This window comes from Glutamicibacter arilaitensis Re117 (genome assembly GCF_000197735.1).
Lineage (GTDB): Bacteria > Actinomycetota > Actinomycetes > Actinomycetales > Micrococcaceae > Glutamicibacter > Glutamicibacter arilaitensis.
In genome coordinates, this window is sequence record NC_014550.1 from 185,222 (window position 1) to 211,518 (window position 26,297).

Consider the following 26,297-nt stretch of genomic DNA (forward strand, 5'->3'; position numbering starts at 1 on the left):
TAGCCAAGGCACTGCCGTAGGCTAGAGGTGTGCCGCAAATGAACGACTACCGAATACGACTAGCTGCCGAAGAAGACGTCCGCCCAGCGCTGCAAATGAAATTGCAAGCCTGGCGGGAAGCCTACGCGACACTACGCGATGAATCCTTTTTCGCCCACCACGAAGGCCAGCTTGATGGCCAAGTTGCTTGGTGGGAACGCGGACTGGCCTCCGGAGCGCAATTCTTCATTGCCGAAGACCGCGATGGACGCATCATCGGACTGGCCGGGGGAACACCGGCCATTGAAGAAGACCAAGATGCCGGGGTAGGCATCGAAGTGGGCATGCTCTACGTCCTAGCGGAGTACTACGGTACCGGTCTGGGCAAGCACCTGTTCGATGTGGTGATCGGCGAACAAGATGCGCTGGTCTGGGTCATGCAAGGCAACGACCGGGCCCGTTCCTTCTTTGCGAAGCAAGGTTTCACCCATGACGGAACCAGCGAAGCGCTGGTTGGCAGCTGGCAAGGCTTAATCGAAGAACGAATGGTGCGCGCACGTGGCTAGGGATACCAAGGATTCAATGCTCGGAGAATTTCCGATTGACACCGGGACCGCGATCATTGAGGCAGATGCCTATGGCGCCAGCCGCTATATCCTGAAGGTCAACGGAGTACCGTCCTCCCATGTGGATCTCGAAGACCCGAACTACCTCGACTTCGAATACATGCGCTGGATGGAACCGGTGTTCACCATCGGCATGCCAGCCGAACAGTTCGACGGACGCGCACGCAAGCTGCGGGTGCTCCATCTAGGCGGTGGCGGCTGCTCCATGGCCCGCTGGGTCGCAGCCAATTACGAGAATGCACGCCAGGTCGTGGTGGAATTGGATGCCAAGCTGGCCGAACTGGTCCGCGTGCACTTTGAAATTCCACGCGCCCCGCTGGTGCGCCTGCGCGTAGGGGATGCCGCCCAGGTCCTGCCCACGCTCAGCGATGCAAGCCGCGACGTGATCATCCGCGATGTCTTCGCCGGAAGCACCACCCCGCGCGAGCTGACCACCGTGGCCTACGCCCGTGAAGCCCAGCGCGTGCTGGATGCCGGCGGGGTGTACCTCATGAATTGCGGGGATACCGCAGATCTGGCCGGCGCCAAGGCGGAAGCCGCAACGCTGCTGGAAGTCTTCGAGCATGTGGCAATGATTGCCGACCCGCCGATGCTCAAGGGGCGCCGCTATGGCAACATCGTGTTCTTGGCCAGCGACGAACCGCTCAAGCTCGGCCCGGCATTCGAACGCAGCCTGCGCACCGCACCGCTGCCAGCGCAGCTGGTGGCCGGCGACGCAGTACGGCGCTTTGCTGTCGGTGCCACTGCGATCACCGACTAGTTCTCGCTGCCCTTCCGGTAACCCGACCCGTCAGCGGCGCGCAGCAGCAGGCTGTGGTCCACCATGTAGCGGCGCAGCAGCGCCACATCCGGGTGGAAGACCCGCAGCCGCTCATTAATTTGCTCCTCGCGCAGTTCTTCCTTCGCATCAATGACCGCATTGCGCAGGTAGACCAGTACTTCATGGCGGTCCGCTGGCTTTGCCGGCAGGGTATGCAGCCGGTGCCCGTCGAAGTAGCGGCGGATACCGGTGCGATCGGCCTTCGCAGCCGCGGCGGATGCCAAAGTCTGTTCCAGCAGCTCGTCGTTGAGCACCCAGCCGGAAGGCTCCTGGCGCAAAAGCCCGATGCTGGCCCAGCGCTCCAAGTCCTTGCGTTCGGACTTGCCAGGTGCTTCTCCGGTTCCTTCCCCGCTCAAGACCGCACCCAGAAGCCGGCGCATCGAGGGGTTCTTCAATCCTGCGGCCACCTGGATCCACTGCCCGGTGGTGTTCAGCTGCTGGTTCATACTGCCCATCCTAGCCAGTTCCTGATGGCTAAAATGAAAAACGCTCCGCCGCTGCCGAAGCAGTGGCGGAGCGTTTGACTCGTTTCGAGGCTACTTGACCCCGACCCACATTTCGATCAGGCCGATACCGAAGAACAGCACGAACGCAGCGGAAACAACCCACATCAAGGGGTGGATTTCCTTGGCGCGGCCCTGGGTGGCACGGATGAAGACGTAGGAGATGAAGCCAGCACCGATGCCGTTGGCGATCGAGTAGGTGAATGGCATCAGGGTGAAGGTCAGGAAAGCCGGCAGCGCAATGCCCCAGTCATTCCAGTCGATCTTGGAGACCTGGGTGATCATCATGAAACCGACGACTACCAGCGCCGGGGCGACGGCTTCGAAAGGCACCAGATAGATCAGCGGGCTGAGGAACATCGCTACGATCATCAGCAGGCCGGTGACTACCGAGGCCAGGCCGGTACGTGCGCCCTCGCCGATGCCGGCACCGGATTCCACGAAGATCTGCGCCGAGGAGCTGGAGGTACCGCCGCCGACGATCGCACCGGCCGCGTCGACCAGCAGGACCTTGTCCACGTCGGGGATCTGGCCGTTCTCGTCCATGGAGCCGGCCTCGGAGGCCAGGCCCACCATGGTGCCCATGGCGTCGAAGAAGATCGAGAGCAGGATGACGAAGGCCAGCAGCGACGCGGCGGTGACGCCGATCTTGCTGAAGGCACCGAAGATGCTGACCTGGCCGATCAGCGACAGGTCAGGTAGGGTCCAGTCCGGCATGGAAGGAACCACCAGCGACCAGGAGCGGGACTCGAATTCGCCGATGTGGAAGACGGATTCGAGGATGTTGGCCAGTACGGCCGAGACGACGATGCCGATCAGGATCGCGCCCTTGGTCTTGCGGACCACAAGGGTCATGGTCAGCAGCAGGCCGACGATGAAGACCAGGATCGGCCAGCCGAGCAGCTCGCCGTCAAAGCCCAGTCCCACCGGTACGGTGGTGTTTGCGGCATCCGGAAGGCGCTGCACGAAGCCGGCGTTGACCAGGCCGATGAGCGCAATGAACATGCCGATACCCACCACGATCGCGGTTTTCAGCCCGGCCGGAACCGCATTGAAGACCGCGGTTCTGAAGCCGGTGAGCACCAGTCCGAACATGACCACGCCGGCGATGAGCACCAGACCCATGACATCCGCCCAGGTGAGTTCGGGGTTGGTGGCCACGGTGATCGCGACGAAGGCGTTCACGCCCAGGCCGGTGGCCATGGCAAACGGGTGGCGGGCCCAGATGCCCATGATGATGGTTAGGATGCCGGCCACAAAGGCCGTGACAGCGGCAACGCGCTGGATGCCCAACTCGCCGCCCGAGGAGTCGGCCCCGGAAAGGACCAGGGGGTTGAGGACGACGATGTAGCTCATCGCGAAGAACGTGGCGATGCCGCCGCGGACTTCGGTGGAGAACGTTGAACGCCGTTCCGAAATCTTGAAGTATCGGTCGATGCGTGCGCCCATAGTAGTCCCGGACGCGGTCTTTGTGGAGGAGGACATGGGAAAATTCTATGTCGTTTCAGTTGCCGATTCATATCGGAGCTCGCGGCCAGTAGGCTGTACGCGAAATCTTTAGACCCAACTCACACCAAGAACTGCGGAAGCAAGTACATTGGTGGTAAGGGAAATCATATCCTGTCATACCTGAGGTAGTTGAGGAGCGAGTCTGATGAGTGACGAAGCACCAGTCGCAGCAGAGAAGATTGAAGGAATTGTCGTCGGCGTGGACGGCTCCCAGCAGAGCAAATGCGCTTTGCGCTGGGCCGAACGCGAAGCGGTACGACGCGGGAGCGTATTGAATATCGTCTCCGCCTACACCATCCCGGTATTTGCCGCGTCCTCCATGGACGCGGGCTACTCGACCTTGGATGATGATCTGATCCGCGGGGGAGCCGAAGACATCGTGCGCCAGGCCCGCGCAGACCTGGAAGGCAGCACGGCAACCATCCGCACCTATATCGAATCCGGCGACCCATCGGGGGTGCTGCTGGATCTGAGCCAGGATGCAGAATTGGTAGTTGTCGGAACTCGCGGCCGCGGCGGCTTCGTTGGGCGCCTGCTTGGCTCGGTCTCCTCGGCACTGCCAGCGCACTCCAAGTGCCCGACCGTGGTGGTCCCATTGGCGATGGCCAAGGAGCAGGAAGATGCTGGTGCCGCCGTTGCGTCGGATCGCAACTGCATTGTGGTGGGCGTTGACGGTTCTGATCGTGCTCGTTCAGCCGTGCTGGCGGCCGCGGATGCGGCCATGGCCGGTAGCCTGACACTGCGCTTGATCTGCGCGGTGCCGCCGATGGGAGCAGCGCTGGCGTGGATGCCGGCAACTGTGGACCAAGAAGCCGTCCTTGAAGATGTGCGCTACCAAATGAGTGTGGGCACCAAGTGGCTGGCATCGCACTACCCTGACCTGAAGATGGAAACCGACGTGGTTTCCGGTCCTCCTGTCGAGGTGCTGATCCGCGAATCCGAGCATGCGGTGCTGACCGTGACCGGTTCGCGGGGCCGTGGTGGATTTACCGGGATGCTGCTGGGTTCGACTTCGCAGGGCGTTCTTCACCACTCAAAGGGGCCAGTGATGGTCGTACCAGACTCCGAGGACCCTCGTCTGGAGGACCGCAAGGATTTCGATACGCGGGCGCAGGAGCAGTAGCAGCGCCCTTGCAGGCTGCATGCAAGAAGGCCACACACCCATTGGGTGTGTGGCCTTCTTGCTGAAAGGTCCTGCGCTTAGTAGCGAGCGGCCTTCGGGTAGAGGTTATTGACGTAGCTCAGCGGGGTCACCGAGATGCCGACGCTCGGGTTGCGGGCATGGACTACCTGGCCGTTGCCGATGTAGATGGCTACGTGGTAGAACGAGGAACCGCCGTTGGAGGACGAGAACACCAGGTCGCCTACGCGCAAGTTGCTCAGCGATACGTACTGCGGTGCGCTGGCGAACTGCTGGGACGAGGTGCGCGGAAGGTTGATGCCGGACTTGCCGAACGCCCGCTGCGAGAAGCTCGAGCAGTCAAACGCATCGGGGCCATTGGCGCCGTAGACGTAGTACTTGCTCGGATCCGCTGCGGTGTTCAAGGCCCAGGAGATGGCTGCAGAGTAGTTGCTGGACTGCGGAGCAATCTCAGGCTTCGGCTCTGGCTTCGGAGTTGGCTTTGGCGTGGCCTTAGGGGTGACCTTTGGCTTCGGCTCTGGCTTAGGTTCAGCCGTCTTGGTTGGCTTAGGCTCAGCGGACTTCGTTGGCTTTGGCTCGGCCGTTTTGGTTGGCTTAGGCTCAGCAGTCTTCGTTGGCTTAGGTTCGGCCGTTTTGGTTGGCTCAGGTTCGGCCGTCTTAGTCGGCTTAGGTTCGGCCGTCTTGGTTGGCTTTGGCTCGGCTGACTTAGTCGGCTTAGGTTCGGCCGTCTTGGTTGGCTTTGGCTCGGCTGACTTAGTCGGTTCCACGGACGGAGCCGGCTTAGGCTCTGCAGCTTCCGCTTCGACCTTTTCAGGCTTTGGCTTGACCGATTCCGTTTCAGGTTCGGTCTGCTCCAGCTCCTGCGGCTTTTCAACCGAGAGCGGCTGAACGGAATCTTCAGTTGGCTCCGGAACCTTGGTGGTTTCTTCCTCGGCGATAGCTTCCTTGAGAGCTTCTTCTTGCTCTTGGGCTTCGCGCTTTTCAACGGCCTTGCGAACCTCGGCTTCTTCCTTCTGCTTCAAAGTAGCAAGGTGGCCGATCAATTCGTCGCGCAGCTGCTGCTCAGGTTCAATCGCGGCTTCATAGGTGGACAGGGTGCTGTTCGCGGTCGCTGCTGCGGCATCGTAGTTTGCTGCAGCTTCCTCGGCGGCGCTCTGTGCGGCGTCAGCGTATTCCTGCCAAGCTGAAACGAGGCCTTCGGCTTCGGTAGCGGTGTTGACGGACTGAACTTTCTGCTCGCTCAATGCGTCGATGGTAGCGGCCTTGTAGAACAGGTCGCCTTCTTGATCGTCATCCAGAAGCAGGCTCAGGGTCGAAGTGCCAGCGCCGTTGCGGTAGATGTCGGAAGCGATCGCTCCCAAGTCTTGGCGGCTCTGCTCCAGGTAGGTCTTTGCGTAATCGAGCTGCTCAACGGCCTTCTCGGCTGCGGCGGTGCGCAGATCGCGCTCTTCGCCTGCGGTGAGCAGAGATTCCTGGGCTTGAGCAGCCTCGGTCTCAACGCGCTGCAGTTCAGCGCGGCTGGAAGCAAGCGAAGCTTCGATGCGCGCAATCATCGCGTTAGTCGAAGCCTTGTCCTTCTTAGCTTCCTGAACTTCTGCCTCCGAAGGCAATGCGGAAGAACTTGGTGCGGCGGCGATAGCCACAGACGCAGGGAATGAAGCTGAAGTAGATGCGGAAGCGGGCAAAGCGCCTGCAAGGCAGGACACCGCTAGGGCTAGGGTGCTTGCAGCAACACCGAGCGTGTGGCGAGTAGCCATATCGTTCCTCACTAAGTACTTGGATGACAGGAGCGCTTGAGCCGTGACATTCGCGCGTGCGTAGGTCACGATTCGGATAAGACTCCAAATAGCACATTAGGCCAATTAAGACACGCTTGGCAACACTGTTCACATCAGTCACATGAATCCCATCTATGTAATTCAATGCGGAATTTTCATGGTGATCTGCGCAGATAGTGGTAATTGTGCTCTCGGGTGCCTGATAAATGAGGCTGAAAAATAGCCCAGACTTATTTCTTCTGCTGTTACCGGATCGGTGACGAGCATGACGGTTCGGTAACGCGCAGCAGAGGGTGGAGGAAGGCCTTCAAAACGGTGACTTTAAAAGGTATAGGTTTTCAGCAAGCTGCCGGAGTCGTTTGGGCACTCGATTTGCCTGCTCTCTGGGCCCGCACTTTCGCTCCCGGCGGGGAGCAGGGATCCAAGAACTCGCACGTCGGGTGAATGTGCTTTTGGCAACCGCTCGCTCAGCGGGCCAAGGAGTCGGACTGCGGAGTGCGGCAACGCTAAAGCTTCCAGCAAGGAAGGGTGAAGTGCGTGGCCGGGTGATCCTGTTTCGTCGGTCCGAGAAACGTTCCGCCGAGAATACCCGAAGAAACCCACTATTTTTGTGAGGCAGATCTCAAGACTAATTTTTCTGATTTCGCGGCTATGACCACCCTAAATCATGCAATTTGGCGTCGTCGATGCCGAAGTGATGAGCCACCTCGTGCATCACGGTAATGCCAATTTCTCGCACCACATCTTCTCGAGTTTCGCAGGCCCGGAGGGTCGGATTTTTGAAGATGGTAATCCTGTCCGGCAAGGCGCCGGCGCCCCAGTCCAGATCTCGTTCGGTAAGCGCAATACCCTCGTATAGGCCTAAGATTTCGGGGTTTTTGGGCTCACCGGGAAGCGGTGTGTACTCGTCCTCGATGAAGAAAATAACGTTGTCCATCATCGCGAATGCGGCCTTGGGGATGGCCTCGATAGCCTGCTCCACCAGAGCCTGGAATTCGTCGTCGCCCATCTCGAAAAGCATGCTTCCAGACTAGGCGCGCGCACCCGATTTGGCATGGGTGAAACTCGTCCAGGTGTCGATTTTGCAAAAGCAAAAAACACTGCGTATAGTTATTGGAGTCCGCTACGGAGAGCAAGAAAACGAAGCGAACAACTTAGGCCCCCATCGTCTAGCGGCCTAGGACACTGCCCTTTCACGGCAGCGGCACGGGTTCGAATCCCGTTGGGGGTACAAACAACCATTTATGGTTGTCAGATGGAGAAATCCATTGGCTTGCGAAAGCAAGGCCCTGTAGCGCAGTTGGTTAGCGCGCCGCCCTGTCACGGCGGAGGTCGCGGGTTCAAGTCCCGTCAGGGTCGCTCAATTTACTATTCTAATAGTAAATTTGGTGTCCACTTAGTGGTGCCAGGCTCTGTAGCTCAGTTGGTAGAGCGTTCGACTGAAAATCGAAAGGTCACCGGATCGACGCCGGTCGGAGCCACGCAGGCCCTCGGTTTATCCCGAGGGTTTTACTGTGTGACTTGAATTTATTCAAAACACTAGGCCCTGTAGCGCAGTTGGTTAGCGCGCCGCCCTGTCACGGCGGAGGTCGCGGGTTCAAGTCCCGTCAGGGTCGCTCAATAAACAGAAGCTCCGGTTATCCGGAGCTTTTGCTGTTTCTAGAGCAAGTTAGTTTGCGCGGCCAAGCTGCCGCGGCCCAATCCACCGATTGCTCAGCCTGCGATACGCAGCCGCAGCGCTGGTCATGTCTTCGTCTTCCAACGCCTGAATGCCGTGCATCAGATCGCTCGCGGAATCGTCGGGCCATACGATTTCTGCCAGCAGGCCATAATCCAGTTCAATGAGCGAACGGCTGTCGAAGGCCTCCAGCCAGCTTCCGAGGTTGCCAAGCTCTTCAAAGAGCTGTGATTGGGGCGCGTGGGTTGCCAGGGCCTGAACAGCCCAAGCCAAGCGGTCGATGGCCTGCTCGTAGCTGGCGTAGATCCGAACGGTTTTGAGATGCTCTCCGTTGGGCACCACGTCGTGCTCATCATCCTCGCGGAAGAGGGCAAACCAGCCCAGCGGGATGCCCCAGGATGACGTTCTCGTGTGCAGGTGTGTCAGGTCATTGGCCAGGCGGTCGGTATCGACACGTTGCGAATTGGCCTGCCGTGCGACCGGGGGAACCAAGAGGTCGAATACTTCAGCTCGCATGGCTTCTTCGGCCTGCTCAGCGGCCAGTAAGCTCCGTGCCTGCAGCTGACCCGGGCAGTAGCGAGTGTGCTCGGTGCCTTGGTAGTCCAAGATCTTTGCACTGCGGAAGAACTCTGGCTCGTTGTGCGGGTACGGGTCCGAGACATTGCGCAACGTGCGGCTCCAGAGCCGCTCGTTTTCAAAGGCATCCCACTGCTCGGCGGTGCGTTGCGGGGTGCGCAGAATGATGGACTGGGCCCAATCCTCGAAAGTGTCCAGCGGCTCATAGACGCGAAGGTGCGCTGTGGCGGCGGTCAGCTCTGCGGCGGGCCCAGTCATCTTTGGCGTCATGGCTAGTCGGCCAGCTCCACGATAACTGGCGCGTGGTCGCTGGCGCCCTTTCCCTTGCGTTCTTCGCGGTCGATGCTCGCCCCGATGACGCGTGCCGTTAAGGCAGGTGAGGTCAGCGAGAAATCGATGCGCATCCCTTCACCCTTGGGGAAACGCAGCTGCGTGTAATCCCAATAGGTGTATTCGCCTTCGGTGTGCGGACGCACGACATCGGTGAATCCCAAATCCTCGAAGGCAGCGAAAGCAGCGCGTTCAGGCGCGGATACGTGGGTCAGGTTGTTCTCGACGAAGAAGTCGATATCCCAGACGTCCTCGTTCTTTGGCGCGATATTCCAATCGCCCATCAGAGCAATCTGGGCCTGCGGGTTTTCTTCCAGCCAGCCCGCGGATTCCTTTTTTAGCACATCCAGCCAATTCAGCTTGTAGCCCATATGCTCATCGTCCAAGGCACGTCCATTGGGTACGTACAGGCTCCAGATACGCACTCCGCCGCAGGTTGCGGCAATGGCGCGCGGCTCTTGGATCGGGTTCTTTCCACCCTTGCCGAATTCCGGCTGTCCAGGGAAAGTGCGTTCAACGTTCTCAAGACCGACACGAGAGGCAATGGCAACGCCATTCCACTGGTTGACGCCGAAATGCGCTACCTCGTAGTCGTTATTCTCAAACAATTCCCAAGGGAAATTATCGTCCTTGCACTTCGTTTCCTGAATAGCCAGGACGTCTACATCGGTACGTCGCAGCCAATCCTCAACACGGTCGGCGCGGGCTCGAAGCGAGTTCACATTCCAGGTTGCAATCTTCACTAGTTCAACCTATCAAGTTTGCTGTCTTGTGCCACTTCAATTTAGTTGGAAGTCCGAGTATATTCGACACTAGTAGGTGACCTCAATCACTCAAAGGAGAGCTAGTTGCCTGAGATTTTAACCGAACGCCGGGGGCTTCTAGGGCTCATTACGCTGAATCGTCCAAAGGCACTGAATGCGCTGAATGCAGACATGTGCCGCACCATTCTCGATGCCCTGCTGGAATGGAAAGATGACCCGAATATTGCCCAGGTGGCGGTTATGGGCGCAGGTGAACGAGGACTGTGCGCAGGCGGAGACATCGTGGCGATCCACCGCGATATCTTGGATCGAAGCGGTGCTTCGGCTGACTTTTGGCGCATCGAATATCAGCTCAACGTCATGATTGACGAATACCCCAAGCCCTACATTGCGCTGATGGATGGAATTGTCCTTGGCGGAGGCATTGGCATCTCGGCCCACGGCAGCCATCGAATCGTGACCGAAACCAGCCGCTGCGGCATGCCAGAGGTTGGCATTGGATTCTTCCCCGATGTCGGCGGAACGCATCTGCTGGCTCGCGCACCACATGCTGCCGGCCGCTTGGCGGCGTTGACCGGGATCAAGTTCGGGGCGGCCGACACCATTTCCTTGGGGCTTGCCGACTCCTACGTGCCGCGCGATCGGCTTGAAAGCTTGCTCGCGGACCTTGAAACCCGTCCCGTGGTGGACGTGCTGGCGAACTATGCAGAAATCCCGGAGCCTGGCTTCTTGCAGGAGGAATGGGTGCAGGCCTTCGAAGAGCCAAGCACCCCGGCGGTCTTGCTGGCCCTGGAGCAGTACGGCACTGCGCCAGCGCGCGACGCGCAGCAGGCGTTGAAGGCCGCATGTCCGAGCTCGGTGCGCCTGGTTGAGGAGCTCATGCGCCTTGCTGGAGCGGATTTGCGGACAGATCTGCAACGCGAATACCGCGCGGCCGTGAACCGGCTTGATGATCCGGACCTGGCCGAAGGTATTCGGGCGGCAGTTATCGACAAGGACCGCAACCCGCAGTGGACCGACGCGATTCCCTCAATGAGCCATGAGCAACGCACGCAACGGCATCTGGCACCACTGCCGGGAGCAGAACTGAACTTCGCACTACTCGGTAAAGATCTAGAGGAAAAGAGCCGCTCATGAGCGCAAAACCAGTCATCGGATTCCTCGGCATGGGTCATATGGGCCTGCCAATGGCCATTAACCTGCACAAGGCCGGCTACGTTCTCAAAGGATTTGACGTGGTCCCAGCTGCGGTGCAAGCCGCCCAAGACGCTGGAATCCAGACCGTAGCTACCGGAGCCGAGGCGGCTGTCGACGTGGATATCGTGCTCACCATGTTCCCTTCGGGCAAGCATGTGCTCGATGCTTATCGCGAGTATTTGCTTGAAAGCGCCAAGCCCAACACGCTCTTCTTGGAATGCTCGACCATCGATGTATCCCAGGCGCGCGAAGCTGCTGCGCTGGCAGTTGAAGCTGGGCATCGAAGCGCTGACGCACCGGTGTCGGGAGGCGTGGTTGGAGCTGAGGCCGGGACCTTGACCTTCATGCTCGGTGCCCAAGGCGAGGACCTGGAGGAAATTACCTCGGTACTGGATCATATGGGCAAGCGAATTGTGCACTGCGGCGGCTACGGCGCAGGCCAGGCCGCCAAAGTTTGCAACAACATGCTGCTGGGCATCTCGATGATCGGGGCCGCTGAAGCCTTCGTGCTGGGCGAACGTCTGGGGCTGGAGCATCAGGCTCTCTATGACGTCATTTCCTCGGCTTCGGGGCAGTGCTGGGCGGTAACCACCAATTGCCCGGTACCCGGACCCGTGCCTGCATCGCCGGCCAACCGTGATTACCAGCCGGGGTTTGCCGCGGCGCTGATGGCCAAGGACCTGGGCCTTGCCTCGAGCGCGCTGGAGCATACGGATACCGACGCCCAGCTGGGTTCACTGGCTGCGGCGCTATACCGGAAGTTCAGCGAAGAAGGCAATTCCGGAACCGATTTCTCGGGGATCATCAACGCGATTCGTGATGGGTCGCTATAGGAAATCTCCGGAGGCCTTGCGCAAGCGGGCCAGGATTTCGAAAAGTTCGGTGGCATCAGTGCCAGAGAGATTGCTTTGGGCGAAGAGCTTTTCGTTGAGATCATCGCGTGCCGCAGACAGCACCTGCTGGCCTGCGGCCGTGAGCTCCAAAAGCCGGGTACGCCCGTCCGTTGGGTGCGCGATGCGCCGTACCAGCCCGGTTGCCTCCAGCCGGTCTACCGAGTTGGTCAGACTGGTTGCATGAACCTGCAAGAGTTGGCTGGCCCGGCTCATCGGGAGGGAGCCGCGCTTGGAGAAGCCAAGCAGAGCGAGCACTTCAAACCGGGCAAAAGTCAGTCCGTGCGGCTTGAGGATAGCATCGGCTCGCTGCAAGTAAATTGATGCTGTGCGCATCACCGCGGTAATTGCGGCCATGGAGTCGGCCTCGGCTGTCCAACCATGAGAAATCCACTGTTCTCTCGCTTGCGCGATTGGATCGCGAGGCAGCGGTGAAGTCATTGTGTACCCCCAAAAGAAGACTTAGACCAACAATATACTTGGACTTCCTAATGTTTGGAAGCAAGTTCCTCACCCGCAAGCTAGGCATTGGCAAAAGGTATCCGCAGTGGACGGTCAAGGGAGGGCGTGATGCCTTATGCCTTGAGGGATTGAATTTTCAGGATTGCTGGAATTGGGCACAAAAAGTACTTTCTAAACTGGAAAGTACTTGTTATGCTGGGAGTGTCCGGAAGATTCAAGTCGAAGGAGCAGGACAATGAAAATGTCATTCAACGGGTGGTACTCCGCGATCGTCATTGCCGCAGGTTTGGGTTTCGCGGCGATCGCGTTGACTGCCTACGCCACCGGCCAGAACTTCCTGATTTTCGTCGGCATGGGAATTTTTATGGCGATCTGCATGACCATGACTTCCATTCAGGCCCAGCGCCAGCACAAGCTCCGTAAGGCGTCCGGCAAATGAGTGATGACAAGCAAATGAGTCCAGAGGAGCAGCTGGCCGCACTAGGCATAGCGCAGCGCTCGATGCAGCATGCATCGGAATTCGGGGCCAGGCTGCTGGGTACCTATGTCATTATCTTGGGATTGCTGTTCGGCGCTTTGGCCGCCCTGCTGCAGGTCTATTCTCCTGAGGCGAACTTCGTCGGATTCATGGTCATCACCGCGTTGTTTGTCGTAGGCGTTGTAGCAATGTCCTTGGCCTATGCCCGGCTATACCGTTCATTGCCGAGAGGGTACTCCAAGAAGTACCTCCGCGGATTTATCTTGAGCTTGGTGCTTTATGCAGTCGCAGTGGCTCTGATTGCAGCCGGTCCGATGGGCTGGGGCATGACGGTTCTCATCGGTCTCGTTGTCGCCGCGCCTTTGTGCCTGACCGGAATTGCGATGGTGCGCAAATGAGTGCGCATGCTCGCGAACGGTTGAATGACGATTTCTCAAACCCCGTTCGGCTGTCCCTGATGGGTTCCTTGCACGCGGTGGATGAGGCGGATTTCAAATCGTTGAAAGAAGCCATTGGAATTTCTGACTCCGTGCTATCCCGCCACCTGAGTGCACTGGAAGCTGCCGGTTATGTCCACATCAAAAAAGGGTATGTAGGCAAAAGGCCTCGTACCTGGGCGAAGCTGACTTCATCCGGGCACCAGGCCTTTGCACAACATGTTCAAGCACTGAAGGAAATTACCGGTCTGGTCTAACCGCTAGGAGCGCCACCACTTGTCCCAATACGTTGCCGGAACGGTGCGCTTGTGGCGTGAGCCGGTAAAGCGGCGTTCAATGGCCTCAGCCGCAGCAGGATCAATTTCTCGACCCTCCAGGTAATCATCGATCTGTGGATAGGTCAGGCCCAGCTCGTCTTCATCTGCACGCAGCGGCTGGCCATCAAGCAGGTCCGCGGTGGGTTCCTTGGCCCACAATTGCTGCGGGGCCCGCAGTTCGCGAAGCAGTGCCTGGTTCTGGCGCTTATTCAGCCCTGCCAGCGGCAGGAGATCGGCGCCGCCATCACCAAACTTGGTGAAGAATCCGGTCACTGATTCGGCCGCATGGTCGGTACCCAAAACCAGCATTCCGCGGTCACCGGCCAAGGCATACTGCATGATCATGCGGGCACGGGCTTTGACATTGCCGCGATTGAAATCGCTTAGTGCCTTGTGGCCGGCATCAGCCAAGGCTTCGTCGAAAGCGGCGACAGGCTTTTCGATATTAATTTCGAACTGCTCGTCGGCAGCCACGAAATCCATCGCGGCCTGGGCGTCGGCGGCGTCGCGCTGTTTGCCATGGGGCAAGCGGGCAGCCACAAAGCGGGCATTCCCGCCAGCTTCGCGCACTTCTTCAACCGCCAGCTGCGCCAAGCGGCCGGCCAGCGTCGAATCTATGCCGCCGGAGATGCCCAGCACGAAACCCTTGGCCCCGGTAGCGGCGAGGTAGTCCTTGAGGAAATCGATGCGACGGCGGATTTCTTCGGCGGCGTCGATTTCCGGGCGCACGCCCAGCTCTTCAATGATCTTTGCTTGCAGTTCACGCATGCTTCTAATCCTAGGCATGCGTCATCGCACGAGGGTAGCGCTACGCAGGGGACTCCGCGAAAGTTAATCTGTTCTCAATAATTCCCCGAGGGGCTATTGCTGATCCTGCTCCGGCTCCCAACCCAGGTTCCGGGCGATCTTCTCCAAGGTTTCGACAACCGCGTCATATTCGGAACCATCCAGATCCTGCCCGAACTGCGTGCGGATCTTCTCCACGAGTTCACTGAGCTTGAGCAGTGAGGTGTGGCCTCGATCGGTGATCGAGTACTCGCCATTCTCGGCTGCAATCCAACCGGATTCCACCAGCTCGGCCAAGTGCTCTTTCAATGACTGCGGCTCATCAGGAGATGCGAAGAATGGGGAAAGGCCAGCGCCTAGCTGTGCCTCGGTGGCCGGCTGCTGCTCAAGCAAGTTGAGCACCTGCCACTGCCGGCGTGTCACACCGTGTTCTTCGAGAGTCGCTGCAAACTGCTCGTCAATCAGCGAATCCACCAATTTCAACCAGTAACCCAAGGGGCGTTTTGCGTTCATGAAATCAGCCTAGCCATGATCCCGACTAGAATCGAGGGTATGAGCGAAACCAGCGCCCGTGAGCGACTAAAAGAACTGATCCAAGAACTAGCCATTGTGCGCGGCAAGGTCACCTTGTCCTCGGGCAAGGAAGCAGATTACTACATCGATCTGCGCCGAGTGACCCTGCACCAGGAAGCCTCGGGCCTGGTCGGCGAGGTCATGCTCGACTTGCTTGATGAAGCCAAGCTGGAATTCAGCAACGTTGGCGGTCTGACCATGGGCGCGGACCCAGTGGGTACCGCCATCATGCACACCGCACGCGCCAAGCAGCGCGCTGTTGACGCCTTTGTGGTCCGCAAGGCGCAGAAGTCCTACGGCATGGGCCGCCAGGTCGAAGGCCCGAGCATTGAAGGCAAGGATGTCATCGTGCTGGAAGATACTTCCACCACCGGTGGCTCGGCGCTGACCGCAGTCGAGGGCGTGCGCAAGGCCGGAGGCAACGTGATTGCCGTTGCCGTGATCGTGGACCGCGACACCGGCGCGAAGGAACGCATCGAATCTGAAGCTGGCGTGCCTTACCTGTTTGCCTATGGCAAGGATGAGCTGGGCCTGTAGCCCTTCAGTCCTGGATTTTCACGCAGAAATGCTGCCCTCCACGCATGGAGGGCAGCATTTTTATTGCATTCAGCCGCGGTCAGGTGCGGCAGTGGTCTTGCGCGGAACCAGCACCGCCGGGAATTCGCCCGGAGACTCGACCTCTTCCCCGGCGAGCAGGCCCAGCAGCATTTTCACCGCGTGGGCACCCATTTCGTGCAACGGCTGGCGTACGGTGCTCAGCGGGGGAGTGGACTGCGCGGCGGCCGGGATGTCATCAAAGCCGATGATGGACAGGTCCTCGGGGATGCGCAGCCCGTGCTCGCCGGCCACCTGCAGGGCGGCCAGGGCCGAAAGGTCATTGGCGGCGAAAATGGCCGTCGGCGGATGCGGCAAATCCAACAGGTCATGGGCCGCTAGCACTGCAGCTTCATGCTGGTAGTCGCCGTGGTGGACCAGCTGTTCTTCAATCTCCACTCCGGCATCTTCCAGTGCTTGGCGGTAGCCCTGTTCGCGCAGGTGCGCAGATTGCAGATCCTCGCGTCCGCGAATATGGGCGATGCGGCGATGGCCCAGTTCCAGCAGGTGCGAGGTGGCGGTGTAGGCGCCGCCGTAGTTGTCGACATCGATGGAAATCGGCATATCCGCGCCGGTATGCGGATCAATTGAGATCACCGGGACCGAACTATGCGGGATTTCCACGGTAGGGGTGACGATGATGGCACCGTCGATGAGCGTTCCACCCAATCGGGACAGCGAGCGGCGTTCCCAGCCGGCGTGGCCTTCGGGGCTCAGGTTGCCCGCGTAGGCCATCAGGTCATATTGGGTCCCGCGCAGGGTGGCGGAAATGCCGTTGAGCAATTCCAGGGAGAAGGGCTCGAATTCGGCAACGAGGATGCCAATGATGTTGGTTCGGGTGCTGCGCAGCGAGGATGCCACCAGCGAGGTCTCGTAGCCTAGTTCATTGATGACCTGATGGACTTTGGCGATCGTCGCCGGAGCTACCCCGTACCGGCCATTGACCACCTTGGATACGGTGGACACCGAAACCTTCGCAACGCGTGCCACATCGTTGATGGTTGCGCGCCCGGTCGACGTTTCGACGGGCTTCCGGCCCTGCAAGGTCTGGGCCATCTCGGGGTTTGAGGTCTCAGGGGTCATCACTCGACTAACAGTAGCGCAAACTCTCGCGTAATTCCGGGACATTCAGCGCTCATGACGTTTTATTCAGAGGGTATCGATAACGTTTTCGCAAAGGATTTCGAAAACGTTATCGAAAACGATTGACATGACATGCATCACAGTGCAATTCTTGGTGAAGCCATTCGCCTGCCGCACCTTGTGGACAGGTCATCATCACAGCTGAGGAGCACGAGCATGTTATCCGAAACCCGAGGTGCGCAGATCCTGGCGCTGGCCGCCACCACCGCCTTGCTAGCCACCGGCTGCGCCGCTGGCGCAGGCGGAGGTGAAGGTGAGAAGCCGGCCGATGGAAAGACCACCATCACCTGGTGGCACAACTCCAACAACGGAGATGGCAAGGCCTATTACGGGAAGGTCGCCGCCGACTTCGAAGCCGCCCATGAAGGGGTGGACGTTGAAGTCAACGCCATGCAGCACGAGGACATGCTCACCAAGCTCGATGCAGCTTTCCAGAGCGGCGATGCCCCGGATGTCTACATGGAACGCGGCGGCGGAGAGCTGGCAGCTCACGTGGCCGCCGGACTGACCAAGGACCTGACCGAAGCGGCATCCGAGGAGATCGCCTTCCTCGGCGAGAACGCCGGCGGCTGGCAGCTGGAGGGCAAGACCTACGCCTTGCCATTCTCGCTGGGCGGGGCGGGGTTCTGGTACAACAAGGCACTGTTCAAGGAAGCCGGCATCGACAAGGCTCCACAGACCTTCAGTGAGCTCATTGACGCTACCGAAAAGCTGAAGAAGGCCGGCATTGATCCGATTTCAGTTGGTGCAGGCGACAAGTGGCCAGCAGCGCACTACTGGTACTACGCCGCGGTGCGCGAATGCTCGCAGCAGACCATGGCTGACTCCATCGCCAACCTGGACTTCAGCGACCAGTGCTTCACCAAGGCAGGCGAAGACGTGGACAAGCTGATCAAGGCCGAGCCATTCAACCCCGGATTCCTCTCCACCCCGGCGCAGTCCGGACCGACCTCCGCCTCCGGCCTGCTGGCCACCGGCAAGGTCGCCATGGAACTGGCCGGCCACTGGGAGCCAGGCGTCATGCAGGGCCTGACTGAAGATGGCAAGGGCATGGGCGATGACACCGGCTGGTTCCCATTCCCGGAAATTGAAGGCGGCCAGGGAGACCCTGCTGCCCAGCTCGGCGGCGGCGACGCGTGGGCCGTATCGGAGGGCGCACCGGATGCAGCAGTGGACTTCGTGAAGTACATGCTCTCCGACGAGGTCCAGCGTGGCTTCGCCGAATTGGACATGGGCCTTCCAACCAACCCTGCGGCCAAGGGCGCCATCTCGGATCCTGCCCTGGCTTCGCTGATGGACGTGCGCGATAAGGCCCCATACTTCCAGCTGTACTTCGACACCGCCTTCGGCGCTTCCATCGGCGGCGCGATGAATGACGAGATTGCCCTGCTCTTCGCCGGCCAGTCCGACGCCCAGAAGATCGTCGACGCCAGCCAAGATGCCGCTGACCTGGAGAAGTGATCCCCACCGTGGCCCAAGAAGTAACCTACGCAGCTGACGCATCAGCACGCGGCACAAGCGAGCTGCCGGAGCGTGAACGCGCCAAGGCGGATGCGCGGCAACCGCAAAAGGGCGCGAAGCGCCCACGCAAGCCGGCAGATAAGCGCAAGAACCTGGAGATCTTCTTCTTCGTGTCTCCAGCGCTGCTGCTGATCGCGGTCTTCATGCTCGTACCCATCATCCAGGCCGTGCGCTTCTCGGTGTACAACTGGAAGGGCTTCGGCCCGCTGGTGGACTTCGTGGGCCTCAAGAACTACGTGCGGGTGCTGGGCAATGAGGTGTTCACCGATGCGCTGGTCCACAACCTGATCATCATCGGCGGCTCCATTGCCCTGCAGCTGCCCATAGGGTTGGGCATCGCGCTGCTGCTGAACCGGAAGATGAAGATCCAGTCCCTGCTGCGCACCATCATTTTCGTGCCCTATGTGCTCTCCGAAGCGATTGCCGGCGTTGTCTGGTTCCAGTTGCTGCAGCCGCAGTACGGTGTCATCGACACCATCATGAACAAGCTCGGGATCGACGGGCCGGCCCAAGGGTGGCTGGGCACTCCGGAGCTGGCCTTGTGGACGGTGCTGGCGGTATTGACCTGGAAGTACTTGGGCCTAGCAGTGATCCTGTTCCTCGCCGGGCTGCAGGGCGTGCCCTCCGAGCTCTACGAAGCAGCCGAAATCGACGGGGCCTCCTGGTGGCAGATCCAGCGCAAGATCACCATCCCGCTGCTGGGTCCCACGCTGCGCACCTGGGGGTTCTTGTCCATGATCGGCTCGCTGCAGCTGTTCGACATGGTCTGGATCCTCACCGGCGGCGGCCCGGCCAACGCCACGACCACGATGGCCACCTTCCTGGTTTCGGAAGGGACCAAGCGCCAGAACTTCGGCATTGCCGCGGCCGCCTCGGTCATCTTGTTCGTCGTCGCCCTGGTCCTGGCCATTTCCTACCAGCAGTTCATCCTCAAGCGGGATACGCAGCCAGATGACGAGCGCCCGAAGCAGAAGAAGGTCAAAGCATGAGCGCCAGCTTAGCCACCCGCCCGCAGCACACCCCCGCCCAGGCAAAACGCGCCAAGAAGCGCAATGGCAGTCAGGGCAGAAATGTCCTGGTCTACGCCATCGCCCTAGCAGTCGTGGCGATCACCCTGGGGCCAGTCCTCTACGGAGTGCTGGGGGGATTCCGCACCAATGCGCAGCTGGCCGAGAACCCCGCAGGGCTTCCCGCACCGTGGGTGCTGGATAACTACGCAGGGGTACTTAAGAACCCGGACTTCTGGCAGTACGCGCTGAACTCCACGATGATCGCGGTGATCACCACCGTGGTGGTTGTGGTCTTCGGAATCATGGCCGCCTATCCACTGGCCCGCTACCAGTTCCGCCTGCGTGAACCGATCTTCATGGTCTTCGTGCTCGGCCTGCTGTTCCCGGCGACCGTGGCGATCGTTCCGCTGTTCATCCTGATCTCCCGCGACCTGAACATGGGCAACACCTGGTGGGGCGTCGCCCTGCCCCAGGCCGCCTTCGCGCTGCCGATGACCGTCGTGATCCTGCGCCCCTTCCTGATGGCGCTGCCCCAGGAACTGGAAGAAGCCGCCCAGCTCGATGGCGCAAGCCGCATCGGCTTCTTCTGGAAGATCCTGCTGCCGCTGTCCGGACCGGGAATGGTCACCGTCGGCGTGCTGGCCTTCGTCGGCTCGTGGAACGCCTACCTGCTGCCGCTGCTTTTGCTGCAGGGGGACATGCGCACCTTGCCGCTGGGCGTGGCCGACTACTCCAGCGAGCACTCGGCCGATACCGCCGGCGTCTTCGCGTTCACCGCACTGGCGATGATCCCGGCGCTGATCTTCTTCCTCGCCATGCAAAAGCGCATCGTCAACGGACTGCAGGGCGCAGTCAAGGGCTGATCCGGCCCGCCTGAAGCACTAGACAACTTTGAAGACAAGGAACAGCCATGAAAACCGTCGAGCAAACCTGGCACGACACCTCCCTTCCTGCCGAACAGCGCATCGCCGCGCTCATGGAGGAAATGACCCTGGAAGAAAAAGCCGGGCAGCTGGGCTCATTCTGGATCCGCCCGGAGGACGAGAACCAGGACGGTGAAAGCAATGTCGCGCCGATGGCCGATACCTTCGCCGGCGGCCCCAGCTTCGAAACCGCCATCAAGGACGGCCTGGGGCATATCACCCGCGCCTTCGGCACCGTCCCGCTGACTCCGGCCGAGGGCCGTGAACGCCTCGTGGAGCTCCAAGAACAGGTCATTGCCGCAAACCGGCTGGGCATCCCGGCCATTGCCCACGAGGAATGCCTCACCGGCTTCACCACCCTGGGCGCTACCTGCTACCCGGCATCCATCGCCTGGGGCGCCACCTTCAATCCGGATCTCATCGGCTCCATGGCCCAGCGCATCGGAGCCGATATGCTCAAGATGGGCGTGCACCAAGGCCTGTCCCCGGTCCTGGACGTCACCCGGGACTACCGCTGGGGCCGGGTGGAAGAAACCATGGGCGAGGACCCGCACCTAGTGGGCGAACTGGCCGTGGCCTACGTGCGCGGATTGCAGGATTCCGGGGTGCACGCCACCTTGAAGCACTTCGCCGGCTATGCCGCCTCCCAAGCAGGACGCAACCACGCACCAGTCTCCATGGGTCCGCGGGCGCTGGAAGATACCGTCTTCCCGCCATTTGAACGCGCCGTGCGCGAAGCCGGCGTGAAATCCGTGATGAATTCCTATGCCGACGTGGACGGCGAAGCGCCAGCTGGCAGCCACCGCCTGCTCACCGAGGTGCTGCGCGGCCGCTGGGGCTTTAACGGCACCGTCGTAGCGGACTACTGGTCGGTCAGCTTCCTGCACAGCATGCATGAAGTAGCTGAAGACGAGGACGCGGCAGGACTGCTGTCCTTGGAAGCGGGCATGGATGTAGAGCTTCCCGAGACCACCGCCTTCGCCAACCTCGCCCGGGCCGTACGCTCCGGAGCCCTCGACCAAGAAGTCCTGGACACCGCGGTGCGCCGCGTGCTGGCCCAGAAGCTGCAGATGGGCCTGCTGGATCCTGACTGGAACCCGCGCAAGGCCTGGCTGGGCGAAGACGTGGAACTGGACTCGGCCGATAACCGGGCCCATGCCCGCAAGATGGCCGAGGAATCGATCATCCTGCTGCGCAACGAGCAGATTCTTCCCCTGCGCAATCCTGCACGCCTGGCAGTTATCGGCCCCAGCGCCTCGCAGCCGCGCACCCACCTGGGATGCTATTCCTTCACCAACCACGTCTACTCGCGCTTCGCCGAGCAGCAGGACTATGGCGTGCCGATGGTTTCGATCCTCGAGGCGCTGAAGCAGGAACCTGCGCTCGCCGGTTCGCAGATCGAGTACGCCCGCGGCGTGGACTTCACCGACCTGGATGATTCGGGCATCGATGAGGCCGTCGAAGCGGCCCGCAACGCCGAGGTCGCGGTAGTGACCGTCGGAGACCTGGCCGGCCTCTTCGGCCGGGGCACTTCAGGGGAAGGCTGCGATGTCGTTGATCTGAGCCTGCCCGGGCGCCAGGGCGAGCTGGTGGAAGCCGTGCTGGCTACCGGAACCCCGACCGTGCTGGTGATGGTGACCGGACGCCCGTACTCGCTGGGCAAGTTCGCCGATCGAACCGCCGCCATCATCCAGTGCTTCATGCCTGGCGTAGAGGGTGGGCCGGCGCTGGCCGGCGTGCTGACCGGAGACGTCAACCCCTCGGGCAAGCTGCCTGTGCAGATCCCGAACCATGTCGGCGGGCAGCCGGGCACCTACCTGGCCTCCAAGCTGGCATGGCATACCGAGGGCGTGACCAACCTGGATCCCCGCCCGCTGTACCCCTTCGGCTACGGAAGTTCCTACACCGGCTTCGAAATTTCCGAGCTGGAACTCTCGGAGAAGGAAATCGCCACCGACGGCACGATCCAGATCAGCGCCACCGTAGCCAATACCGGAGCGCGCGGCGGGGCTGAAGTGGTGCAGTTGTACTTGGGTGATGCGGTGTCGCAGGTGGTGCGTCCACGCCGCTGGTTGGCCGGTTTCGCCAAGGTGCAGCTGGAGGCGGGGGAGTCCAAGCGGGTCGCTTTCACGGTCCACGCGGACCGCACCTCGTTTACCGGTCTGTCCGGAAAGCGGATTGTGGAACCGGGCAAGTTCACCGCGCTGGTGGGCTCCAGCAGCGAGGACCTCGCGGCGCGCGAGGACTTCTGGATCACCGGCAAGGTGCGTGAAGTTGCAGAGGGCCGGGTGATGGACACCCCGGTGTCCATGTCCTAGCCGCTAGGCGGTTCGCCGGCGCAATGTCAGCGAGCCGATCAGCAGCGCGGCGGCAATCCATGCGGCGATAAGCAGCATGTTGATTGCCGTCGCCGAATCCGTGGTTCCGGCTGCGGCATCGGAGAGAGCATCGATGGCGGGGGACAGCGGAAGCCAGTCCCCAATGGCTTGCAGCGCTCCGGGCAGCTGTTCTCGGGGCAGGATGATGCCGGCCAGCAGGAACTGGGGGATGACCAGCGCCGGCATGAACTGCACCACCTGGAATTCGGTGTGCGCGAAGGCGCTTGCCATCAGGCCCAGGCTGATGCCCAGCAACGCATCGAGGGCGGCCACTGCGAAGAGCAGCCAGAGCTGGCCTTCGATATGCAAGCCGCAAACCCAGATCGCGAAGCTGACCGCGATGACCGTCTGCACGATGGCAACCAGAGTGAATGCCAGCGTGTAGCCGAAGATGAATTCCCCCTTGGCCATCGGCATGCTCAGCAGCCGTTCCAGGGTTCCGCTGCGCCGTTCGCGCAGCGTGGCGATGCTGGTTACCAGGAACATGACCACGAATGGGAACAGCGCGATCATTGCCGGGCCGATGCGGCTGAAGGCATCGGTCTCGGTGAAAATCCATGCGATCAAACCGATCAGCAGGCTGGGCACCAGGAGCATCAGCGCGATAGTCCGCGGGTCGTGCATCACCTGGGCCAGGACCCGCCCGGCGGTGGCCAGTGTCCTGTTCATCGCTCTTCGCCTCCTGACGTTGCCCGATGCCTCGGCGCGGGCGCAGGCTGCGTTGGGCACCTGCTTGGTTCCGCCAGCGGCGATGAGGGAAACGAAAGCATCTTCGGGATTTTCCGCACCGGTTGATTCCATCAGCGCTGCCGGGGTCATCTGGCCCAGCAGCTTTCCCTCGCGCAGCAGCAGGATCTCATCGCAGCGCATGGCCTCGTCCATGACATGGCTGGAGACGACCAGGCACGAGCCGGTGGCCGCCAGCTGCGAGAACATTTTCCACAAATCCGCACGCAGCACCGGATCCAAACCCACGGTGGGTTCATCCAGGATCACGATTTCCGGGGATCCGAGCAGCGCGATGGCCAACGACACCCGGTTGCGCTGGCCGCCGGACAGGTCCCGGCCCAGGTGGCCAGCTTGGCCGGCCAGATCCGTGGTGTGCAGGACGCGGTCCACTTCAGCTGATGGCTGCCTGAGGATCTTGGCGAAATACGCGATATTCTGCCGGGTGCTCAAATCCTCGTAGATGCTCGCTGACTGGGTCATGTAGCCGACGCGGTTGCGCAAGGACTTGTGCCCCGCTGGTTTTCCGAGAACCGTGACGGCTCCGTCGCTGGTTATCTGGTTGCCCACGATGCTGCGCAGCAAGGTGCTCTTGCCGCTGCCGCTGGGGCCGAGCAAGCCGATGATCCGTCCGGGCGAGAGCTGGAAGTCCACTTGGTCCAGGACCAATGACTTTCCACGTCTGACGTCGAGGCGCTGCACATCGACACAAGTCGATTTATTCATCACATAATGAATTAGAGGCTCATGCCGGCGGCATGTCAATGGTTCAGCGCAGGCAATTCTCCGGTCAGGTAGCGCTGGATGGTGGGAGCCACCAGTTCGATAACCTGCTGGTCCTCCATGGAAACCAAAGGCTCCAAGTCAATGATGTAGCGTGAGACAATTAGGCCGATAATCTGGCTGGCCACCAAGGCCACCCGCTGCTCGGCCTGTTCTTGAGGCAGGCGCGAGCCCAAGCGCGAGAAGATCTGTTCATGCAGGAAAGGGCGGAGCATGTTCGTTGCCCTGCTGCTGGAGATCAACCCCCGGACCATCGCCGTCGCCGCGGTACGGAAGGCCGGCTTGCGCCAGGTATCGAGCAAGGCGCGCGTCAGCGCCTCACCCATCTGATCCAGCGGCGCCGATGCCGCCTCGGCGATGATTCGTCCGGGGTTGATGGGGATGTGCATGCTCTGGACAAACAGGTCGCTCTTGTCCTTGAAATAATGGTGCACCAGCGCAGGATCGACACCGGCCCGGCGCGCAACCGAGCGTAGGCTGGCCGCTTCATACCCGACGTGGGCGAACTCCTTGGACGCGGCCTTGAGGATCATCGTTTTTGCGGCACCAGCGGTGCTGCCCTTGGGGCGTCCGCGTTTCCGTGCGCTAGGGACCTCGGCGGGTGCTTTCTCGTTCACAATTTCAGCATACGTCTGGAATCATGCTTCAACGCCGAAGGCCGGGCACAAAGCCCGGCCTTCGCTGCTGCGTTGGGTGCTACTTCTTGGCTGCAGGAGTTTCGGCCGCAGCCGCGCCCTTGGCAAGTTCCGCATGCAGGTTCGCCACCGAGGGGAACTGCAGGTCTGGACGGAACGGGAAGGCATCCATGTCTTCGCGGGCGGTGATGCCGGTGTAGACCAGCGCGGTCAGCAACCCGGCTTCCATGCCAGCGACGATGTCGGTATCCATGCGGTCCCCGATCATCGCGGTGGTTTCGGAGTGCGCATCGATGCGGTTCAGGGCAGAACGGAACATCATCGGGTTTGGCTTGCCCACCACGTACGGATCGCGGTTGGTGGCACGCGTGATCAGGGCCGCGATGGCACCGGTAGCAGGCATGATGCCCTCGGTGGATGGGCCGGTCGCGTCGGGGTTGGTCGCGATGAACTTCGCGCCGCCCTCGATCAGGCGAATGGCCTTGGTGATGGCTTCAAAAGAGTAGGTGCGGGTTTCGCCCAGCACCACGTAGTCCGGGTTCTGGTCGGTCATGATGAATCCTGCATCGTGCAGTGCAGTGGTCAGGCCGGCTTCACCGATGACGAAGGTGCGGCCGCCTGGACGCTGGCGAGCCAGGAATTCTGCGGTGGCCATGGCCGAGGTCCAGATGTTTTCTTCTGGAACGTCAAGGCCCGAGGCCAGCAGGCGTGCACGCAAGTCGCGCGGGGTGTAGATGGAGTTATTGGTCAGAACCAGGAAACGCAGGTTGTTCTCGCGCCAGTAGTTCAGCAACTCGGCAGCGCCCTTGATGGCCTGGTTCTCGTGAACCAGAACACCATCCATGTCAGTGAGCCAGCATTTGATGTCGTGGACTGTACGCGTACCGCGGATTGATGTAGTCACGAGATGTGGATCCTCCCTAGTGATTGTGTGGTGGGACCTGTCGACGCTGAAAGTTTCCCGTTCTATTAAGAGATTACACAGGCTCACCCGAATGCGCCGTGAACAAGGGCATGAATATAACGAACTAGGCTTAATACCGTGAACGAACAAACCGATGAACCAGTTAATGATCCGAGCATGCAGCACGTCATTGGAGTAGGCCCCTGGGAGGGGGAACTGCCAACCGATGAAAAATACGATCCGCGGCTGCTTGCCGAGGGAGATCGGCGCAACGTCGCGGACAAGTACCGCTACTGGACGATGGACGCCATCATTGCTGATCTTGATGAGCGCCGACACGACTTCCATATCGCCATTGAGAACTGGCAGCACGACATGAACATCGGCACCGTGGTGCGCAGCGCCAATGCCTTCCTGGCCAAGGAAGTCCATATCATTGGACGCCGCCGGTGGAACCGACGCGGTGCAATGGTTACGGATCGTTACCAACACGTGCGTCATCATGCGACGGTGGAGGAATTTGTTGCTTGGGCGCAAGAAGCTGGGTTGACGATCTTGGGGATCGATATCTTCCCGGACTCCGTTCCCTTGGAAACTTATGACCTGCCAAAGAACTGCGTTCTGGTCTTTGGCCAGGAGGGCCCGGGGCTCAGCCCGGAAGTCCATGCCGCCGCCAAGGACACCCTGTCAATCGAGCAATTCGGTTCGACGCGTTCAATCAACGCGGCTTCAGCGGCCGGCATCGCCATGCACGCGTGGGTACGCAGGCACGTGTTCGGGCAAAAAGTAGGTTAACAAGAAATTTGATACTGACGAGTTTAGTCGAGCATCTGGAT

The 26,297-nt window shown here is 60.6% G+C and carries 27 protein-coding genes and 4 tRNA genes; 18 read left to right on the forward strand and 13 right to left on the reverse strand.

Annotated elements, in window-relative coordinates:
- The first annotated feature begins 38 nt into the window (after positions 1 to 38).
- Both AARI_RS01245 and AARI_RS01250 read left to right on the forward strand, forming a co-directional pair.
- Complete coding sequence (locus AARI_RS01245; RefSeq protein ID WP_134781244.1) at positions 39 to 545, forward strand: GNAT family N-acetyltransferase; 507 nt, start codon at positions 39 to 41, stop codon at positions 543 to 545.
- Positions 546 to 561: 16 nt separating this feature from the next.
- The gene (locus tag AARI_RS01250; protein ID WP_013347570.1) at positions 562 to 1,365 is read left to right on the forward strand and encodes a spermidine synthase; all 804 of its coding nucleotides are present in this window, start codon (positions 562 to 564) and stop codon (positions 1,363 to 1,365) included.
- Here AARI_RS01250 and AARI_RS18355 read toward each other — a convergent pair.
- Positions 1,362 to 1,871 carry a DUF2087 domain-containing protein gene (locus tag AARI_RS18355; RefSeq protein ID WP_013347571.1) on the reverse strand — a complete coding sequence of 170 codons (510 nt, stop codon included), beginning with the start codon at positions 1,869 to 1,871 and terminating at the stop codon, positions 1,362 to 1,364. The genes AARI_RS01250 and AARI_RS18355 overlap by 4 nt on opposite strands.
- Before the next feature lie 90 nt (positions 1,872 to 1,961).
- Positions 1,962 to 3,413, reverse strand: coding sequence for an NCS2 family permease (locus AARI_RS01260; protein WP_013347572.1), 1,452 nt, complete (start codon positions 3,411 to 3,413; stop codon positions 1,962 to 1,964).
- 169 nt (positions 3,414 to 3,582) lie between these two features.
- Here AARI_RS01260 and AARI_RS01265 point away from each other — a divergent pair, with 169 nt between their 5' ends.
- A complete protein-coding gene (locus tag AARI_RS01265) occupies positions 3,583 to 4,560 on the forward strand; it encodes a universal stress protein (protein ID WP_013347573.1) in 978 nt (325 codons plus the stop codon).
- Between the two features lie 77 nt (positions 4,561 to 4,637).
- Here the strand turns inward: AARI_RS01265 and AARI_RS01270 are convergent, their stop codons facing one another.
- Positions 4,638 to 6,335: an NlpC/P60 family protein gene (locus tag AARI_RS01270; RefSeq protein WP_013347574.1), complete on the reverse strand. Its 1,698-nt coding sequence runs from the start codon at positions 6,333 to 6,335 to the stop codon at positions 4,638 to 4,640.
- Positions 6,336 to 7,005: 670 nt separating this feature from the next.
- Positions 7,006 to 7,365 carry a metallopeptidase family protein gene (locus AARI_RS01275; protein ID WP_226910694.1) on the reverse strand — a complete coding sequence of 120 codons (360 nt, stop codon included), beginning with the start codon at positions 7,363 to 7,365 and terminating at the stop codon, positions 7,006 to 7,008.
- 149 nt (positions 7,366 to 7,514) lie between these two features.
- Between AARI_RS01275 and AARI_RS01280 the strand changes: the two genes are divergently transcribed.
- From AARI_RS01280 to AARI_RS01295, 4 genes are all read left to right on the forward strand, one after another.
- Positions 7,515 to 7,587: transfer RNA gene (locus tag AARI_RS01280), tRNA-Glu, on the forward strand.
- 54 nt (positions 7,588 to 7,641) lie between these two features.
- Positions 7,642 to 7,715: transfer RNA gene (locus tag AARI_RS01285), tRNA-Asp, on the forward strand.
- Positions 7,716 to 7,764: 49 nt separating this feature from the next.
- Positions 7,765 to 7,837: transfer RNA gene (locus AARI_RS01290), tRNA-Phe, on the forward strand.
- A 61-nt stretch (positions 7,838 to 7,898) separates the two neighbouring features.
- A tRNA-Asp gene (locus AARI_RS01295) sits at positions 7,899 to 7,972 on the forward strand.
- 53 nt (positions 7,973 to 8,025) lie between these two features.
- On the opposite strand, the gene AARI_RS01300 is transcribed toward AARI_RS01295, so the two are convergent.
- Both AARI_RS01300 and AARI_RS01305 read right to left on the reverse strand, forming a co-directional pair.
- Positions 8,026 to 8,868, reverse strand: coding sequence for a hypothetical protein (locus tag AARI_RS01300; protein ID WP_065763540.1), 843 nt, complete (start codon positions 8,866 to 8,868; stop codon positions 8,026 to 8,028).
- Positions 8,869 to 8,882: 14 nt separating this feature from the next.
- Positions 8,883 to 9,683 (reverse strand): exodeoxyribonuclease III, encoded by an 801-nt coding sequence (locus AARI_RS01305; RefSeq protein WP_013347577.1) that lies wholly within the window; start codon positions 9,681 to 9,683, stop codon positions 8,883 to 8,885.
- Positions 9,684 to 9,788: 105 nt separating this feature from the next.
- On the opposite strand from AARI_RS01305, the gene AARI_RS01310 reads away from it, so the two are divergent.
- Positions 9,789 to 10,841 (forward strand): 3-hydroxyisobutyryl-CoA hydrolase, encoded by a 1,053-nt coding sequence (locus AARI_RS01310; RefSeq protein ID WP_013347578.1) that lies wholly within the window; start codon positions 9,789 to 9,791, stop codon positions 10,839 to 10,841.
- Positions 10,838 to 11,734 carry a 3-hydroxyisobutyrate dehydrogenase gene (gene mmsB, locus AARI_RS01315; protein WP_013347579.1) on the forward strand — a complete coding sequence of 299 codons (897 nt, stop codon included), beginning with the start codon at positions 10,838 to 10,840 and terminating at the stop codon, positions 11,732 to 11,734. Before AARI_RS01310 ends, mmsB begins: the two co-directional genes overlap by 4 nt.
- On the opposite strand, the gene AARI_RS01320 is transcribed toward mmsB, so the two are convergent.
- Positions 11,729 to 12,232, reverse strand: a complete 504-nt coding sequence (locus tag AARI_RS01320; RefSeq protein ID WP_013347580.1) for a MarR family winged helix-turn-helix transcriptional regulator — start codon at positions 12,230 to 12,232, stop codon at positions 11,729 to 11,731. The genes mmsB and AARI_RS01320 overlap by 6 nt on opposite strands.
- Positions 12,233 to 12,488: 256 nt before the next feature.
- Between AARI_RS01320 and AARI_RS01325 the strand changes: the two genes are divergently transcribed.
- The 3 genes from AARI_RS01325 to AARI_RS01335 are packed head-to-tail and all read left to right on the forward strand — an operon-like array spanning position 12,489 to position 13,425.
- Positions 12,489 to 12,692, forward strand: a complete 204-nt coding sequence (locus AARI_RS01325; RefSeq protein ID WP_013347581.1) for a hypothetical protein — start codon at positions 12,489 to 12,491, stop codon at positions 12,690 to 12,692.
- Positions 12,689 to 13,129 carry a hypothetical protein gene (locus AARI_RS01330; RefSeq protein WP_013347582.1) on the forward strand — a complete coding sequence of 147 codons (441 nt, stop codon included), beginning with the start codon at positions 12,689 to 12,691 and terminating at the stop codon, positions 13,127 to 13,129. Before AARI_RS01325 ends, AARI_RS01330 begins: the two co-directional genes overlap by 4 nt.
- On the forward strand, positions 13,126 to 13,425 hold the full coding sequence (locus tag AARI_RS01335; protein WP_013347583.1) for a winged helix-turn-helix domain-containing protein: 300 nt from the start codon (positions 13,126 to 13,128) through the stop codon (positions 13,423 to 13,425). Before AARI_RS01330 ends, AARI_RS01335 begins: the two co-directional genes overlap by 4 nt.
- Before the next feature lie 3 nt (positions 13,426 to 13,428).
- On the opposite strand, the gene nadE is transcribed toward AARI_RS01335, so the two are convergent.
- The gene (gene nadE / locus AARI_RS01340) at positions 13,429 to 14,253 is read right to left on the reverse strand and encodes an ammonia-dependent NAD(+) synthetase (protein ID WP_013347584.1); all 825 of its coding nucleotides are present in this window, start codon (positions 14,251 to 14,253) and stop codon (positions 13,429 to 13,431) included.
- 93 nt (positions 14,254 to 14,346) lie between these two features.
- Positions 14,347 to 14,784, reverse strand: coding sequence for a MarR family winged helix-turn-helix transcriptional regulator (locus AARI_RS01345; RefSeq protein WP_013347585.1), 438 nt, complete (start codon positions 14,782 to 14,784; stop codon positions 14,347 to 14,349).
- A 39-nt stretch (positions 14,785 to 14,823) separates the two neighbouring features.
- Here AARI_RS01345 and pyrE point away from each other — a divergent pair, with 39 nt between their 5' ends.
- The gene (pyrE, locus tag AARI_RS01350) at positions 14,824 to 15,381 is read left to right on the forward strand and encodes an orotate phosphoribosyltransferase (protein WP_013347586.1); all 558 of its coding nucleotides are present in this window, start codon (positions 14,824 to 14,826) and stop codon (positions 15,379 to 15,381) included.
- 69 nt (positions 15,382 to 15,450) lie between these two features.
- Here pyrE and AARI_RS01355 read toward each other — a convergent pair whose 3' ends face one another.
- Entirely contained in the window at positions 15,451 to 16,521 is a 1,071-nt protein-coding gene (locus tag AARI_RS01355; RefSeq protein ID WP_013347587.1) for a LacI family DNA-binding transcriptional regulator, read from the reverse strand.
- Between the two features lie 216 nt (positions 16,522 to 16,737).
- Between AARI_RS01355 and AARI_RS01360 the strand changes: the two genes are divergently transcribed.
- The 4 genes from AARI_RS01360 to AARI_RS01375 are packed head-to-tail and all read left to right on the forward strand — an operon-like array spanning position 16,738 to position 22,353.
- Positions 16,738 to 18,042, forward strand: a complete 1,305-nt coding sequence (locus AARI_RS01360) for an extracellular solute-binding protein (RefSeq protein WP_013347588.1) — start codon at positions 16,738 to 16,740, stop codon at positions 18,040 to 18,042.
- Between the two features lie 8 nt (positions 18,043 to 18,050).
- Entirely contained in the window at positions 18,051 to 19,091 is a 1,041-nt protein-coding gene (locus AARI_RS01365) for a carbohydrate ABC transporter permease (RefSeq protein ID WP_013347589.1), read from the forward strand.
- Positions 19,088 to 19,975, forward strand: coding sequence for a carbohydrate ABC transporter permease (locus AARI_RS01370; RefSeq protein WP_013347590.1), 888 nt, complete (start codon positions 19,088 to 19,090; stop codon positions 19,973 to 19,975). The genes AARI_RS01365 and AARI_RS01370 overlap by 4 nt, the downstream gene beginning before the upstream one ends.
- Before the next feature lie 47 nt (positions 19,976 to 20,022).
- The gene (locus AARI_RS01375) at positions 20,023 to 22,353 is read left to right on the forward strand and encodes a glycoside hydrolase family 3 N-terminal domain-containing protein (RefSeq protein WP_013347591.1); all 2,331 of its coding nucleotides are present in this window, start codon (positions 20,023 to 20,025) and stop codon (positions 22,351 to 22,353) included.
- 3 nt (positions 22,354 to 22,356) lie between these two features.
- Here the strand turns inward: AARI_RS01375 and AARI_RS20340 are convergent, their stop codons facing one another.
- From AARI_RS20340 to AARI_RS01390, 3 genes are all read right to left on the reverse strand, one after another.
- Positions 22,357 to 23,808, reverse strand: coding sequence for an ABC transporter ATP-binding protein/permease (locus AARI_RS20340; protein WP_322786095.1), 1,452 nt, complete (start codon positions 23,806 to 23,808; stop codon positions 22,357 to 22,359).
- Positions 23,809 to 23,900: 92 nt separating this feature from the next.
- Positions 23,901 to 24,539 carry a TetR/AcrR family transcriptional regulator gene (locus AARI_RS01385; protein WP_013347593.1) on the reverse strand — a complete coding sequence of 213 codons (639 nt, stop codon included), beginning with the start codon at positions 24,537 to 24,539 and terminating at the stop codon, positions 23,901 to 23,903.
- Between the two features lie 79 nt (positions 24,540 to 24,618).
- Positions 24,619 to 25,461: an HAD-IIA family hydrolase gene (locus AARI_RS01390; protein WP_257997987.1), complete on the reverse strand. Its 843-nt coding sequence runs from the start codon at positions 25,459 to 25,461 to the stop codon at positions 24,619 to 24,621.
- 177 nt (positions 25,462 to 25,638) lie between these two features.
- On the opposite strand from AARI_RS01390, the gene AARI_RS01395 reads away from it, so the two are divergent.
- Positions 25,639 to 26,256, forward strand: coding sequence for a TrmH family RNA methyltransferase (locus tag AARI_RS01395; protein ID WP_049862697.1), 618 nt, complete (start codon positions 25,639 to 25,641; stop codon positions 26,254 to 26,256).
- Positions 26,257 to 26,297 lie beyond the last annotated feature (41 nt).